This is a genomic window from Chryseolinea lacunae, from assembly GCF_016735595.1.
Taxonomy (GTDB): Bacteria; Bacteroidota; Bacteroidia; order Cytophagales; family Cyclobacteriaceae; genus Chryseolinea; species Chryseolinea lacunae.
In genome coordinates this window covers 499,978-515,139 of sequence record NZ_JAERRB010000002.1, presented here as the reverse complement: position 1 = coordinate 515,139, position 15,162 = coordinate 499,978, and the positions used below count along the sequence as shown (strand labels likewise).

Genomic DNA, 15,162 nt, shown 5'->3' with positions numbered 1-15,162 from the left:
ATGCGGGCACAAGGTCACACACCAGCAAAAGTTTGTGGTGAGGATCAATTCAAGATAAAATGGAATGCCAATGCTGGGATTGGCTGTTTATCACAGATTCTCCGAACAGCGAAGAAGCCGCTTAAACTTTGCAGTGCCCGACTAAAGCCACAAAACCAACAATTAATAGAACAGGAGTGACGTGTGGGATACCCGGATTTCACAAAGCATTGCGCATGTGTCCCACACGACGTATTTAGACGATCAACTTCAAAACTTCACGTACTTGACTTCACTTCATCGCACTCATTTCTGTTGAGTTCTGTCAGATTTTCTGATGAATGTTTACTTACCGTTTTGCTTCTGGTCACCACAGTCGTTTTTAACTGTAGCGTCTGAATTTGTATTGATATATCAATGATAAGAAACTATCGAAGCAAAGTCAAACGTTTGCGGTAACGCATTGACTTTTTTAAGAGAAAATAACGTCACTAAAATTGTTCCCGACTGATGTATAGACAGGTGTCCGGAAATGACCTCACTTCCACTCCGCGAACACATTCCGGGCGGTACCGTTCCCGCGCGGGAAGTCCCCTACCCTGCGTGATCAACTTCAGAGTAGCAACTCGAAGAACGTAGTGGACATTCATTCCACAATCCATTGAAGACAGTCTATACGCTACTTGAATACTTCTTCAAATTTTGTTTTGATGGCGGCCTGGGCACTCGATGAGATTTGATCGCGGCTATCGTCGACCGTGTAGCTAAACGTTGTTGGTGTCACTTGACGAACCGTTATAAAAACGTAGACAAGCTTTTTCAATTTTGCAGCAGCTTCTGTGCGAAGGATCTGGGTGATGGCATCGGAGAATTTTTCAACCTTGGTCTCCGAGACTTTCTCTTGTGCTGAAGTCTGCGTGATGTGTGATTCAAATTTTACGTGCGACACTTTTAAAGGGGCTAGGTTGGAACAAAAATCATTTATCAGGGAATGGGCGAAAGATAGACAATCTTCACTGCTTAACGGGAGTTTGCATCAATTTATCCAAAAGCACTCTCAAAGCGCCTCGCTCCATCCAGCCCTAAAGAAACAAACGATCTTGAGTGCATAGATCATTCCACACTTCACAGAATCACATCGCGGAATCTGAGCCGCTGTTGTCTCGTCTTCTCGTTCAACAAAAAAAATAAAAATCATAAACCACATCGTGCATCAACTCCCGGCAATGCGGGATCAACACCCCTGCTTATGGTGAGTGTTCTAAATTTTATCGACGAAAAAATCTTGGCTTCTATTGTATTTTCAAAATATGGTTCTACCTTAATCTCGAAGTTTTTCAAAGAAGTCTTTTAGCAGAAAGTAAACGTCCCTGAATCCAGTAGCAGCATTTGAGTTTGCTCGTGTGTGCTGAACGTGATCGCACTGATACTGACGCAATTTTCAGGAAGCACTTAAAGGTTTACTTTTTTTCGTACGTCGTTTTATTCTTGCGCCGCGTGGCTGATTCTTTTTCTCAAGTAAAGAAATCGGCTTTGCTTTAGTATCCTTTTGTCGTCAGAGATAATAAACCCTCTTTATGATCTTTCCGGCTGTAGACATCATTCGTCAGGAATTGACCGTGATCGGTGGCGTCAACACCGATTTGGGCAACATCAGTGAGATCATCAACGACAGCACCGGTAGCGGTGTGAATGCCGATGTCGTCATTTCGTTGATCAACATCGAAGAGAATCGTATCTCGCGCGATCCCAGTCACTTCATCCGAAAGGACCCTGCCATCATTTTCAAAAATCCAGCCATCCACCTCAACCTCACGTTGCTGTTCACCTCCGTGCGCCGTACCGGTGGTTATGGTCTTTCGCTACAGGATCTACAAAATGTGATTTCCTTTTTCCAACGGAAGTATGTGTTCGATCACACCAACACGCCGGGACTACATGTGAACATCGAAAAACTGGTGCTCGACATGGTGAGCCTCAACCTGCAACAACTGCACGAGATATGGTCGGTTTTGGGCGGACGCTATTTTCCGTCGGTGGTCTACAAAATGCGTATGGTCACCATCGACACCCTTGTGGGCCAGGAAGGACCGCCGGTGAAAGAAGTGATGCTGAATTTTTAACACAACGCCATGACGGTTTTCAAAATAAAACAAGTACACGAAACGGTGGCAACACTCTATCAGGAGTTGTTCAAGATCCGCTTCGAACACCTGGGTTACGAAACCCCCGACGAAAACTTTCTGTCAAAAGGTCTTTCCATTGCACCCGACACACGCACAGAGGATTTGTTTCGAAACTATCACCTTGACTATCGCTTTGACGCGGGCGTGTTGACCTGCTTTATTCATTGCAACCTTTTCAATCCGCCGAACGCTGAGCCTAAGATTCCATTTGTGACCGTGCCTGCCGATTTGTGGATTCGGTTTCTGGTGAAAGCCAGCGACGACTTTTCGATGAAGACCTATGTGGTGGCCGCGGGCAGCAAACAAACCTATGCGTTCACCAATCAAATCAACAACACGTCAGGAGGCAATCTATTTCTGAGCCGTGGAGTAGAAACCTATGTTGCTGCCGGCGACTATGCGCCCGGTGCGGTGGTGAGCAACGGCGGGCAACTCTTTGCCGCGTTGAAACCCGTGCTGGGCAGTGCCGGCATTTCCATCGGCAATGCTGCCTTCTGGAAATCGTTGCAGCCGCTTGAGCAAGTGGTGAGCAAGGCCGACCTGTTCGACAACGCGGTGGTGAACGCCGAGCGCGAATGTTTTGCCGTGATCGATCTGTTCAGGAGCGGCACGGTGAACGCCAGCTACCGGTTGTTTGATGTTGACAAACTCTTTCACCCGGCGCCGGTCTTCACCTTGAAGTTTATCAAACGTCCTTAAACATAATCTTTCCATCCAAAAATAATACACCATGAACGAATCTGCGATTGCAACCCCCGGAGTGTATGTCAACGAGATCTCCGTGTTGCCTCCTTCTATTGCTCAGGTCTCCACGGCCATTCCCGCGTTTATTGGCTACACCGAAAAAGCCCTCGATGAAAAAGGCCTGCCCCTCGTGGGTATTGTGCCCACCAAGATATTCAACCTGAAAGAATACGAGCAGCACTTTGGAAAAGCGGAGAATGAAACCATCACGGTCAACGTGAACCTTGTCACCTCGCCGGTCTCTATCACCGCCGTGGCAAACATCGCTTCGCCCAATCCACACAACATGTACTATTCGCTGCGCCACTATTTCGACAACGGGGGAGGTCCGTGCTACATCGTGTCGGTGAAACCGTCGTCGACGGTAGGCGTGTCGGATACCGATCTCTCCGCGGGCATCGCGGCGTTGGAGGCCTTTGACGAACCCACACTGTTTGTGATTCCCGAAGGACAAGCCATCCCGACGGCCAGCGACTATTATGCGCTCATGCAAGAAGCGGTGGATCAATGTGCCGATCTGCAAGACCGGTTCACACTGGTGGACGTGCACGACCAAAGCGGTAACACCACCACCAACATCGCCACGTTCAGAGCTGCCTCTGCACTGGCCAGCCACCTGAACTATGCCGCTGCCTATTATCCCAATCTGAAAACAACCTACGAGTATCAATACCTCGAAACCGGCGTGACGGTGAATCTGAACAAAGACGGTGTGGCCAGCACCCCACTGCTGAGCACGTTGTTGCCAACCGAGAGCATTGTGTATCACGCAGCGAAAGACGCGATCAAGAAATTTTTACATCCCGTGTTGCCACCAACGCCTGCCGTGGCCGGAATCATTGCAGCCACCGATGCCGACCGGGGTGTGTGGAAAGCTCCGGCCAACGTGGCGGTGAGCGCAGTGTTTGATGTGACCGACTTCATCACCGACGCCGAACAGGCCGGCATGAACATAGACCCGGGTCCGGGCAAATCGGTGAATGCCATCCGACCCTTCAACGGCAAAGGCATTCTGGTTTGGGGTGCGCGCACGCTCGACGGCAACAGCAGCGAGTGGCGCTATGTTTCGGTGCGCCGGTTTTTTATTATGGTAGAGGAATCGACAAAGAAAGCCACGCAACAATTTGTGTTCGAGCCCAACGACGCCAACACGTGGACAAAGGTGCGGGCCATGATCGAAAACTACCTCACGCTGTTGTGGCGCGAAGGGGCGCTGGCCGGTGCCAAACCCGAGCACGCCTTCTTTGTGAAATGCGGCCTCGGGCAAACCATGACCGCACAGGATGTGCTGGATGGCAAACTCATTGTTGAAATCGGCATGGCGGCAGTTCGCCCTGCGGAGTTCATCATTCTCCGCTTCATGCACAAACTGCAGGAATCTTAATGCGCATTCGTTCATCATTTTAAAAGCACAATACCATGGCACAATATCCAATTCCAAAATTTCATTTCCAGGTAGAATGGGGTGGCGCCAAGATCGGCTTCACCGAAGTGTCGGGCCTCGACGTTTCTACCGACGTGATCGAATATCGCGAAGGGTCAAGCCCGGAGTATCACAAAATAAAAATGCCCGGCATGCAAAAGTTTTCGAACATCACCATGAAGCGCGGCACCTTCAAAGGCGACAACGATTTCTATAAGTGGTATAACACCATTGCCCTCAACACCATTGAACGGCGAAACCTCATCATCTCGTTGCTCAACGAAAATCACGAGCCGGTGGTGGTGTGGAAAATCAAGAATGCCTTTCCTGTGAAAGTGCAGTCGACAGACCTCAAAGCAGACGGCAACGAGGTGGCCATTGAAACGATAGAGATCGCACACGAAGGGCTCACCATTCAAAACGAAGCCTGATGACACCGTATCCTCCGCTGGGTTTTCATTTCCGGGTGACGTTTGAGTTGTCGCCACAGGTAGCCGACGACACACGCTTTCAGGAAGTGAGCGGCTTCGAGGTTGAAATGGAAATGGAGAGTTATACCGAAGGCGGACAAAACCGGTTCACGTGGCAAGTGCCCAAACGCGCACGCTATTCCGACATCACCTTGAAACGCGGTTTGCTGGTGGGTTCAAAACTCATCGGCTGGTGTCGCGATGGGCTGGAGAATTTCACGTTTGCGCCCATCAACGTCACCATTGCGTTGCTCAATGAAAAACACGAGCCGGTGATGTCGTGGTATGTGGTGAGTGCCATTCCCAAAAAGTGGTCGGTGTCGTCGTTCAATGCAGAAGACAATGCTATTGTGGTGGAGTCTATCACGCTGAGCTATCGCTACTTCAACATTGTGAATCGCTAATCGTCAAAAAACAAAATTCAACCATGCCCATCGAAATAAAAGAATTGCACATCAAGGCGGTTGTGGGCGGCCCGGCAAAACCCAGCGGGCCAACGCCGGAAGACCTGCGCCAACTGAAGCGCGACATCACCAAAGAAGTGACGGAGAAAATTCTGAGAACCCTTCGAAGAAAAACTGAACGCTAATGGCTTTCGACATCGCACAGCTTGAGAAGCTCTACATTCTGCCCTACAGCGACCCCGACTATAACACGGTGGCCGCTGCACCATTCTTCGCGCTCATCAACCCAGAAACCTATACCTACAAGTATAAGATCGAGTTTTGTGAGACACAGGCACCCGGCACATCGGGTGTGGCACTGAAGTTTAACAAGATGCCACCGCAGGAATTTAATTTCGACTTTCTGTTCGATGGCACAGGTGTGATCACCGGTGCCCTCACCCCACCCCTGCCGGTGGCCGACCAACTGGACGACTTCCGTCACAAAATCCTGCAATACCAGGGCAACATACACCGGCCCTACTACCTCAAGATTCACTGGGGCACATTGCTCTTCAAAGGCGTGCTGACCGCCATGGACATTGAGTTCAAACTGTTCAAGCCCGACGGCTCGCCCGTTCGCGCCGTGGCGAAGTGTTCGTTCAAAGGCAGCATAGAAGAAAGTTTGCGCGTAGCCATCGAAAACGCTATGAGCCCCGACATCACGCACGAGCGCATGGTGACCGCCTCGGACCGGCTTCCCGTGATGACGAAGAAAATTTACAGCGACAAAAAATACTACATCGACGTGGCGGCTTTCAATCGCCTCGATGGATTCAGAAATATTCCAAACGGACTGAAATTGTTTTTCCCGCCAACGGCTGAATGATATGACCGCAAGCAACCGACTCATACCGACAGGACAAAATCCAGACGTGGTGTCTACCACGGTGCTGGTGGACGGAAAAGAAATTCCAAAAAAATATCACCTGGCGTCCATCGCGTTGCACACGGAGCTGAACAAAATTCCAACGGCCACCCTGGTGCTGCTCGACGGCGAGCCTGACAAGGAAGCCTTCAGCATCAGCGACGACGGCGACTTCCTGCCCGGCAAAAAAATGGAGATCAAGCTGGGCTATCACAACGAAAAAAACACCGTGTTCAAAGGCATCATCATCACCAACACCCATCGCATCGATGCGCAATGTGCCGAGCTGAACATTGAATGCAAAGACGAAACGGTGAAGATGACCGTGAACAAAGGCAACCGCCACTTCAACGATGTGGCCGACAGCGACGTGGTGAGTCAACTGCTGGACGACAATAAAATTCCGGGCGCCGACGTGGAAACACTCGCCACCAAACACGAACAGCTGGTGCAATCGAACGTGAGCGACTGGGACTTTATGATGAGTCGCCTCGACGTGAATGGCATGATCTGCGTGATCGACAACGGCGCGGTGAAAGTGCGCAAACCCAAACTCGACGAGGAAGCAAAACTGGAGCTCACCTATGGCGCCAACATCCTTGAGTTTCATGCCGACATGGATGCCCGCACACAAACCGCTTCCGTGAAAACACGGTCGTGGGATTTTCAGAATCAAAAAGTGCTGACCACCGAAAGCGAAGATCAGAATGTGCCGGAAGAAGGCAGCTTCACGCGCACCAGTCTGGCGTCGGTGACAAACCAACCGTTAGAGATGCGCACGTCGGCTACGTTGAGCCAGCCGGAAACACAGGCCATTGCCAATGCAAAAAAATTGCGTCAGGATCTTTCGAAGATCAAGGCGAGGGTGAAATACCAGGGCATTCACAAAGCCCTGCCCGGCGACTTTGTGATGCTGAAGGGCGTTGGGAAAAATTTTAGCGGCAAGGCATTCGTGTCGGCCATCCAACATGAATATGCCGATGGCGATTGGGTGACAGAAGCCACACTCGGCTGGAACGAACAATTTTTTGCCGAAGAAACCAGCCCGCAACACTCCGCCTCGGGCACCGGGCAATCGTCGTCGTTGCACGGTTTGCAAACGGGCATTGTGACGGGCATCACCGATGCCAACGGGCAATATCGCGTGAAGATCCGTTTGCCCATGGTGAACGACCAGGACGATGGCATCTACGCGCGCGTGGCCACCCTTGATGCGGGCGACAAACGCGGCACATTTTTTCGGCCCGAGGTGAACGACGAAGTGGTGGTGGGATTTATGAACGACGACCCCCGCAGCCCCATCATTCTCGGCATGCTGCACAGCAGTGCGAAGACATCACCGCTGGAACCGGCATCGGCCAACCCCGAGAAGGGGTATGTGTCGCGCACGGGCATCAAACTTATTTTTAACGACGATCAAAAATCGCTGCGCATCGAAACACCGGGCAGCCGTGTGTTCGAAATGAACGACAGCGACGGCAGCATAACCCTGAAAGACGGCAATGGAAACAAACTGGTGATGGACCAAAGCGGCATCACCCTCGAATCAATGGCCGCCCTAACCCTGAAAGCAGGCACAACGCTCTCCATCGGCGCACCCCAACTGAGTCTGAAGGCCGACGGCTCCATGAGTGTGGAAGGCACCGGCAGCGCCAGCATCGGGAGCAGCGGCATCACAGAGATTAAAGGTTCATTGGTAAAAATTAACTAACACAAACAACGACACCCCTATGCCTTTTGCAGCGAGAATAACCGACATGCATGTGTGCCCTCTGGTGACCGGTGTGGTGCCCCACGTGGGCGGACCGGTGTTGCCACCGGGCAGCGTGACCGTTTTGATTGGTGGTTTGCCCGCAGCGCGCATGAGCGACCTCTGCACCTGCGTGGGACCGCCCGACGCCATTGTGATGGGATCGGCCACCGTGCTGATCGGCGGCTTGCCTGCGGCCCGTATGGGAGACTCGACAGCACACGGCGGCGTGATTGTGGCGGGATGTCCAACAGTACTAATCGGAGGATAACATTATGGCGATCACAAAATCATTTCTCGGCACCGGATGGGGATTTCCGCCCACCTTCAGCAAGACCACCGGCCAGGTGGGTATGCTAAGCGACGTGGACGATATTCAGAGCAGTCTTGAAATTCTGCTATCGACACGCCAGGGCGAGCGCGTGATGCGGCAAGACTACGGATGCAATCTGGAGGAACTGGTTTTTGAACCGCTCACCACATCCTTCAAGACTTACATCAAAGACCTGATTGCCACGGCAATTTTATATTATGAACCGCGGATCGAAGTAAACAAAATTGATCTCGACGACACCGGCGAACTGGAAGGGAGAATTCTCATCTCCATCGACTTCACCGTGCGGGCCACAAACTCGCGATTCAATTTTGTGTATCCGTTCTATAAAGCCGAAGCAACGGAAATAAAATAAAAAAGACAGCAACACACAACCATGTCGTGCACCGATAAAAATCCTCTTACGCGTGAAGGCACAAGCCTGCTGAACCGGGTGCTGGCGGCACTGTCTACCGGCTTTGCCCAGGTGGACGAACGCAACGCTCCGGATTTGTTGCTGTTCACAAAACGATATGCCGAATTCATAAACTACTACAATGCCAACAATGTGCTGCAGGGCGAATGGCAACCGCTAATGCACGGCGATGTAAGCGTGGTGTTTGCTTCCCTGCTTTCGCTGGATGTGCAGGCATGTGGGCACTATAAAAAACGATTATTCAAACGCATCAAACTTGCCGCGACCGACGGCGATGCCAAACGGGAATTCAAGTTTCTGTTCGACCTGCTGTTTTCACTCGTGAAAGAGATCGACAACCAGTTCAAGCTATTGCCCGATGATCTGGAGTATAAAATTATTGTGCGCGATGTGATCGCCACCAAACTGCAGGCACCGCTGGCAGAGCTGGAGAAATTATTTACGGACTACAAGACTGCCGGATTCCTCGACTACACAACACTGGAGCTGGACAACGATGCGCCCGTGAGCGTGCAATCAAACAAAGACTTTAAAAGAATCGACCTGTCGCCAGCCTGGCAAACGGCGGTGCCTTCTATGGTGATCACGCTCCCGGCACTGCCCACCGTGAAAGAAGTGCTGGTCTACATCACGCACCACAATCTGTTTGCCGCGGCCATCGACAACCTGCTCAACGGTATGTCCACACTGTCGGCACGCGCGGCCGATCTGTTTTGGAAAACGCTGGAAGACTATCCCGATCACAGTCCACACATGGCCCTGTTGCTGGCTTTTGTGAAATTGTTTTCGCACGAACAGAAGGCGCTCAACACCTACACCCAGCGGCACCTGGATTTTTATTACAAGGAAGTGTTGCAACTCACCAACAAGGCTCCGGAGCCGGATGCGGCACATCTACTTTTCGAGTTGCAAAAGCCCGTCAGCGAACACCGCCTCACGAAAGACACGTTGTTGAAAGGCGGCAAGGAAAGTGTTTCAGGAAAAGATATGCACTATGGCCTCACAGACGATGTGGTGTTGAACAAGGCGGTGGTGACCCGGCTGCACGCGACGCAACTGGTGTCGGGAACAAAAGACGTGTTGAAAGCAGCGCCCATCGCGAACTCCGACGATGGTCAGGGCGCAAAACTCTTGTCGGCCGACAAAAGCTGGTTCACCTATGGCGACCTCCGGAAAGTGACAGACGCCCATGTTGGATTTGCTGTGGCCTCAAGCATTCTGTTTTTGAATGAAGGCGACCGAACCATTTACCTCACAGTAGATTTTCAACAGCCGGTGCCGGGCTTGTCCGGACCAGCGCTCTATGCGCTGAACTGTTTTTCGGTGGAGTACACGGCAAAGAAAAAATGGATCACTCCTGCGGCACCTGTGGTTGTGACCAGCAACACAGCCAGCACGCGGTTGACGTTTACCATATTTCTTTCTGCCGACGATGCTCCGTTTGTGCCCTACAACGAAGCCACGCACAAAGAACAATTGGACACGACAGTGCCTGTGCTGAAAGTCTATCTCCGGCAGGATATCGCGAAAGGTATCCCCTACACCTTGCTGAGCCACCGCGAAGTGACGCGCGTGAACGTGGCCGTGAATGTGCAAGGTGTGAAAGATCTTGTGCTGAGCCACGACGGCGGCGCCATCGACGCATCCAAACCTTTCAAACCCTTTGGCGATTTTCCAGGATCACAATCCGGGTTCTATGTTGGCAGCAAGGAAGTCTTTCAGAAAAATCTGCTGCGGCTCGAACTCAACACAACCTGGAAAACTCCGGTGAGCGGGCCCGCATTCGACAGCTCCGTGCGATACCTGAGACAAGGTGTGTGGGGCAAAGATGTTTTCACACTTTCGTCGAGTGCCGGTGTGCAGACCGTCGCATTTCCAGCGAGCAATCGGTTCACCGCCATGCCTCCCGATTTTGAACAAAACGAAAAATTGCTTGCTACTTCGAAGGAAGGTTTTTTGCAACTGCGGCTGAACGACGATTCGTATTCACTGGCCAACCATCTCATCAACATCAGCAGCGCATTGAGTGCGGGCACGTCCATCACGCCTGCAAGCAACGGCGCCTACACCATAGCGGTGGCGGCAGCGCCCGTGCCTAAGGAGATTGTACTCAACAATCTTTCGCTGAACTATGTGGCCGCGACTGACATTTCACTACAGTCTCCCTCCAACGATCACACGTTGTTGCACCTTGCGCCCTTTGGCTTCGCTACGGTGAGCCGCGCGTTTGTTGACACGGCCGACAATGCCGAGGAAAGAACAGCCGTGAGTTTGTTTCAGGACATCGGTCAGCAAGGCGAACTGTTTGTCGGACTCGAAAATGCCGAAGCGCGACAAGTGGTGAACCTGTTGTTCCAGGTTTCGGATGGAAGCTCAAATCCGCTGCGCGAGCCGGTGAAACTGGGTTGGTATTATCTATCGGCAAACAACAACTGGCGAAAATTCAGGGAAGAAAATATCATCGACAGAACAAACGACCTCACACAATCCGCCATCGTCACCCTAACCCTGCCGGCCGACAGCGACAACCAAAGCACGTTGTTGGGAAAAGGTTTGCACTGGCTCAAAGTGACGGCACACCCATTCACCGATACCGTATGCAAACTAATCGTGGTGCAGGCACAGGCCGCACGCGCCACGCTGGTTCAGAATGAGCACGTCGAGTTCCGCCAAATACTCCCGGCCAACACCATATCCAAGTTGCTGACGAGCGACGGCGCTCTCAAAAAAACGGAGCAACCCTTTGATTCGTTTGACGGGCGATCGCGCGAAAGCGACGAGCATTTCTATTTGCGTGTGAGCGAACGCCTGCGCCACAAGCAACGCGCCATCACCATCTGGGACTATGAACACATCATCCTCGAAAAATTCCAGAAGATTTTCAAAGTGAAGTGTCTCAACCACTCCGGCTTCTATGCGGAAAACGGTGAAGAGATATTCTGCGAAAATTATCCCGGCCACGTATCCATCGTCACACTCCCCAACCTGCGCAACATGACCAATGGAAATCCGCTGCGTCCCTACACGCCCGTGGGATTGTTGAAAAACATAGAACAATACTTAAAAACCATAACGTCGCCGTTTGTGCAGTTGCATGTGAAGAATCCGCAGTTCGAAGAAATTCAACTCGATTTCAAGGTGAAGTTTTATGACCACCTCAGCGAAGCATTCTATCTCAAACTTCTGAACACGGAGATCGAACAATTTCTCTGCCCCTGGGCTTTCGACAACACCGTGGAAATCACCTTCGGCGGAAAAATATACAAAAGCGCGCTCCTGAATTTTGTGGAAGAACGTCCCTATGTGGATTTCGTGACATGCTTCAAAATGAACCACATCATCACGCGCAGCACCACCAGCGTGAATGCCTTGCTGGATGTGGAAGAAGCAACCGCTTCGACCGCGCGCTCCATTCTCGTATCGTATTATGACGAAGACACCGAAACCCGTCACCGTATTGTATCACCCGCTACCTGCACCTGCTGATGGAAGAACTCGCCACCATACCGAAGAACACACAGCGTCCCCTATCGCAAGACTACGAACGGTTGCGCGAGGCGGGCCTGAAACACATTGAAGCACTGGGTCATGCGTTGTGGACCGACTATAACGCGCACGACCCCGGCATCACGATCCTGGAAGCCCTCTGCTATGCCATGACGGAAGGCGGCTATCGCAACGGTTTTGTCATGAGAGACCTGCTGACCAAGTCGGACGGAAAAACGGTGGACGACCAGGTATTTTTCACAGCAAAAAAAATTCTGACCAACAACCCACTCACCATAAACGACTACCGCAAGTTGCTCATCGACATCGAGGGGGTTCACAATGCGTGGTTGTTTGCCGAGAGCGCCCTTAAAAACGAACAGGGCATTCCTGTTCCGGTCAATGAAGTTCCCATCTATGCAAACTGCAAGAACGATGTGCTGCAATACGAACCTACGCCGGTCACCTTGTTCCTGTCGGGACTGTACAGGGTGTTGCTGGATCTGGACAATGACACCGTGTATGGCGACCTGAACAACGGCGAAGTGATTTTTGAAAACCCGGCGTTGCTCGGAAAATTTGCCCGCGGCGATTTCTGGTTCGACGCCGAGCTGCCCGCTTGGAAGTCAGCCGATTTTGAATTTGCCACCAAGGCAAAAGACAAAAACAACATCGCCTCAACCACCGTAGTCGACAATGCCGGCACGTGGGTGGTTACGACTGTGCTTACCGACAGCACCTCCGTCACGTTCACTATCAGCCTGTCGAAGAAGCCCTCCTCGGGCACCGTGACCACCGCCGACGTGCAGACGATGCTGACCGACAGCGACTATGTGGCGTCGCTGTTCAACTTCTACCTGGAGAAGATCACCAAGTCACAGTTCATTGTGCACACGGCCATACGCACCCTTCACGAACACCGGAACCTCTGCGAAGACTTTATGTCTGTGACCACAGTGGACGACGAAGAGATTGCGTTCTGCTTTGACGTGGACGTGAAACCTTCGGCCGACATCGAAAAAGTGCAGGCGGAAATGTTCTATGCCATCGAAAACTACCTGAACCCTTCGGTGGATTTCTATTCATTGAAAGAGCTACTGGAAAAGAAAATCCCCGTCGACGAAATATTTGAAGGCGTGGTGCTGCAGCACGGCTTCATAAACTCAACCCAGCTGGAAGCCACACAACTTCGCTCCGTCATCCACACGTCCGACATCATCAACCTATTGATGGACATTGACGGTGTGATTGCCATTCGCAATTTTGTGATGACCAAATATGGCAACGACGGAAAACCCGTGCCCGGCTTCATCGGATTGAAATGGTGCATGAACGTGACGGCGCTTCACAAACCGGTGCTCAGCACAGCCCGTTCAAAAATATTGCTCTTCAAAAATCAGTTTCCCTTCATCGCCCGCTACGACGAGGTGCACGACACCGTGTCGATGTTGCACGCGCAACGCTCGCGCGCCAAGCTCAACGGCTTGCAGGACGACCTGCCCGTGCCCACCGGCGCCAAACGAAACACCGAAAGCTATTGGCCGGTGCAGTATGACTTTCCCCAGACCTATGGCATCAACGAAGCAGGTCTTCCCGCCCACGCCACGCCACAACGCATCGCACAGCAACGACAGCTTAAAGGTTACCTGATGTTCTTTGAACAATTGCTGGCCGACTTTATCTCACAACTCACCAACGCTCACAAACTGTTTTCAACAGACACCATCACACATACCTACTACGCGCAGTTCCTGGAAGACATCAAAGACATCGCACCGGTCTATGCCATGGACGGCCCGGTAGTGAAACTCAAGGATGCTATTGTGAACGCAGATGCCACCGTTGCAAAAAACCGGTGGCAGCAACTATATGAACCACGCGACCTGTTTGAAGACCGGCGCGGAAGATTTCTCGACCATCTGCTGGCCAGGTTCGCGGAGTCTTTCAACGACTATGCCCTGCTCATGTACACCATCAACTACAGCGAGCAGACGGAAGAAAAAATTGACTTCGCCGAAATTGCCGGCGCCAAAATCCGGACCCTCAAAGCCTACGACGACATCAGCAGCAATCGTGGCAAAGCCTTCAACTACTTTCCTCAAAAAAACGACTTTACCGTCGATGTCACGCGACTATGGGACACCGACAACGTGTCGGGACTGGAAAAACGCATCAGCTTCCTCACCGGCATCAAGGATTTTACGCGGCGTTTTCTCTATTGCATAAAAAACATTGAAGTGATTTGCACGGAGAAAACAATAACCGAAAACGGCGAATCAAAGCTCCGGTGTTTTCACAGCTTTTCGCTAACAACGTTAACCGGCGTGCGGCTGGTCTCAAAAGACTATGAACAGAAATCCGATGCAGAAGACGCCGTGAAGAAAGTAATCGAAACGGGTAGTGAAACATCAAACTATTCCATCCAACCGGCCGGCGCAAACTTCATCATCGTTCTGGGAGACCTGCTCACAAGCGAAGGCACATTTTCCTCAGCCCTTGCTGCGCAACAAGCCATCGATGCGCTGGCGCAGGAAATGAAGACGCCGTGCAACGACCCCGTGGGCCTTCACCTAATTGAACATATATTGTTGCGCCCACGCCCGGTGACGCCCCCGGCCAAAACGTTCGACCTCATGCAGGTGTGCCTCGACGGATGCGACTGTCCTTGCGAACTTGATCCTTACACCTTCCGCGCCTCGGTGGTGTTGCCCTATTGGCCACAACACTTCGACAACATGGCGTTCCGTGCCTACTTTGAAAACAAGATCCGCGAAGAGGCACCGGCACACGTGCAACTCCGGATATGCTGGCTGAACAATGACCTGCTCCGCGAATTTGAAATACGCTATAAAAAATGGATCGAAATGCTGGCGGCCTATGCCTTCGATAAGGAAACAACCGTCGATGCCTTTCGCGAGGCCAACGACAACATGCTTGATATTCTCACGCACCTGCACAGTGAATATCCCCTGGCCACTTTGCACGACTGCGACGAAAGCAAGGAAGGCAGCAACACCGTGGTGTTGGGAAAAACAGTTTTGGGAACATTTAAAAATCTATGATC

13 protein-coding genes are annotated in these 15,162 nt (G+C 51.7%); 12 read left to right on the top strand and 1 reads right to left on the bottom strand.

Annotated elements, in window-relative coordinates:
* Positions 1-658: 658 nt before the first annotated feature.
* Positions 659-928 carry a hypothetical protein gene (locus tag JI741_RS07885; RefSeq protein WP_202008499.1) on the bottom strand — a complete coding sequence of 90 codons (270 nt, stop codon included), beginning with the start codon at positions 926-928 and terminating at the stop codon, positions 659-661.
* Positions 929-1,556: 628 nt separating this feature from the next.
* Between JI741_RS07885 and JI741_RS07880 the strand changes: the two genes are divergently transcribed.
* Genes JI741_RS07880 through JI741_RS07825 form a run of 12 tightly spaced genes read left to right on the top strand, consistent with a single transcriptional unit; the run spans position 1,557 to position 15,160 of the window.
* Positions 1,557-2,102, top strand: a complete 546-nt coding sequence (locus JI741_RS07880) for a Pvc16 family protein (RefSeq protein ID WP_202008498.1) — start codon at positions 1,557-1,559, stop codon at positions 2,100-2,102.
* A gap of 9 nt (positions 2,103-2,111) precedes the next feature.
* Entirely contained in the window at positions 2,112-2,864 is a 753-nt protein-coding gene (locus tag JI741_RS07875; protein WP_202008497.1) for a hypothetical protein, read from the top strand.
* 31 nt (positions 2,865-2,895) lie between these two features.
* The gene (locus JI741_RS07870; protein WP_202008496.1) at positions 2,896-4,293 is read left to right on the top strand and encodes a phage tail sheath family protein; all 1,398 of its coding nucleotides are present in this window, start codon (positions 2,896-2,898) and stop codon (positions 4,291-4,293) included.
* 35 nt (positions 4,294-4,328) lie between these two features.
* On the top strand, positions 4,329-4,763 hold the full coding sequence (locus JI741_RS07865; protein WP_202008495.1) for a phage tail protein: 435 nt from the start codon (positions 4,329-4,331) through the stop codon (positions 4,761-4,763).
* The gene (locus tag JI741_RS07860; RefSeq protein ID WP_202008494.1) at positions 4,763-5,206 is read left to right on the top strand and encodes a phage tail protein; all 444 of its coding nucleotides are present in this window, start codon (positions 4,763-4,765) and stop codon (positions 5,204-5,206) included. Before JI741_RS07865 ends, JI741_RS07860 begins: the two co-directional genes overlap by 1 nt.
* A gap of 23 nt (positions 5,207-5,229) precedes the next feature.
* Positions 5,230-5,391, top strand: coding sequence for a DUF5908 family protein (locus tag JI741_RS07855; RefSeq protein WP_202008493.1), 162 nt, complete (start codon positions 5,230-5,232; stop codon positions 5,389-5,391).
* Entirely contained in the window at positions 5,391-6,074 is a 684-nt protein-coding gene (locus JI741_RS07850) for a CIS tube protein (RefSeq protein WP_202008492.1), read from the top strand. Before JI741_RS07855 ends, JI741_RS07850 begins: the two co-directional genes overlap by 1 nt.
* Before the next feature lies 1 nt (position 6,075).
* Positions 6,076-7,824, top strand: coding sequence for a type VI secretion system tip protein VgrG (gene vgrG, locus JI741_RS07845; protein ID WP_202008491.1), 1,749 nt, complete (start codon positions 6,076-6,078; stop codon positions 7,822-7,824).
* A gap of 19 nt (positions 7,825-7,843) precedes the next feature.
* Positions 7,844-8,134 carry a PAAR domain-containing protein gene (locus JI741_RS07840; protein WP_202008490.1) on the top strand — a complete coding sequence of 97 codons (291 nt, stop codon included), beginning with the start codon at positions 7,844-7,846 and terminating at the stop codon, positions 8,132-8,134.
* A 4-nt stretch (positions 8,135-8,138) separates the two neighbouring features.
* Positions 8,139-8,552, top strand: a complete 414-nt coding sequence (locus JI741_RS07835) for a GPW/gp25 family protein (RefSeq protein ID WP_236675944.1) — start codon at positions 8,139-8,141, stop codon at positions 8,550-8,552.
* 21 nt (positions 8,553-8,573) lie between these two features.
* Complete coding sequence (locus JI741_RS07830; RefSeq protein WP_202008489.1) at positions 8,574-12,098, top strand: baseplate J/gp47 family protein; 3,525 nt, start codon at positions 8,574-8,576, stop codon at positions 12,096-12,098.
* Positions 12,098-15,160, top strand: coding sequence for a baseplate wedge protein (locus JI741_RS07825; RefSeq protein ID WP_202008488.1), 3,063 nt, complete (start codon positions 12,098-12,100; stop codon positions 15,158-15,160). The genes JI741_RS07830 and JI741_RS07825 overlap by 1 nt, the downstream gene beginning before the upstream one ends.
* Positions 15,161-15,162: the final 2 nt, after the last annotated feature.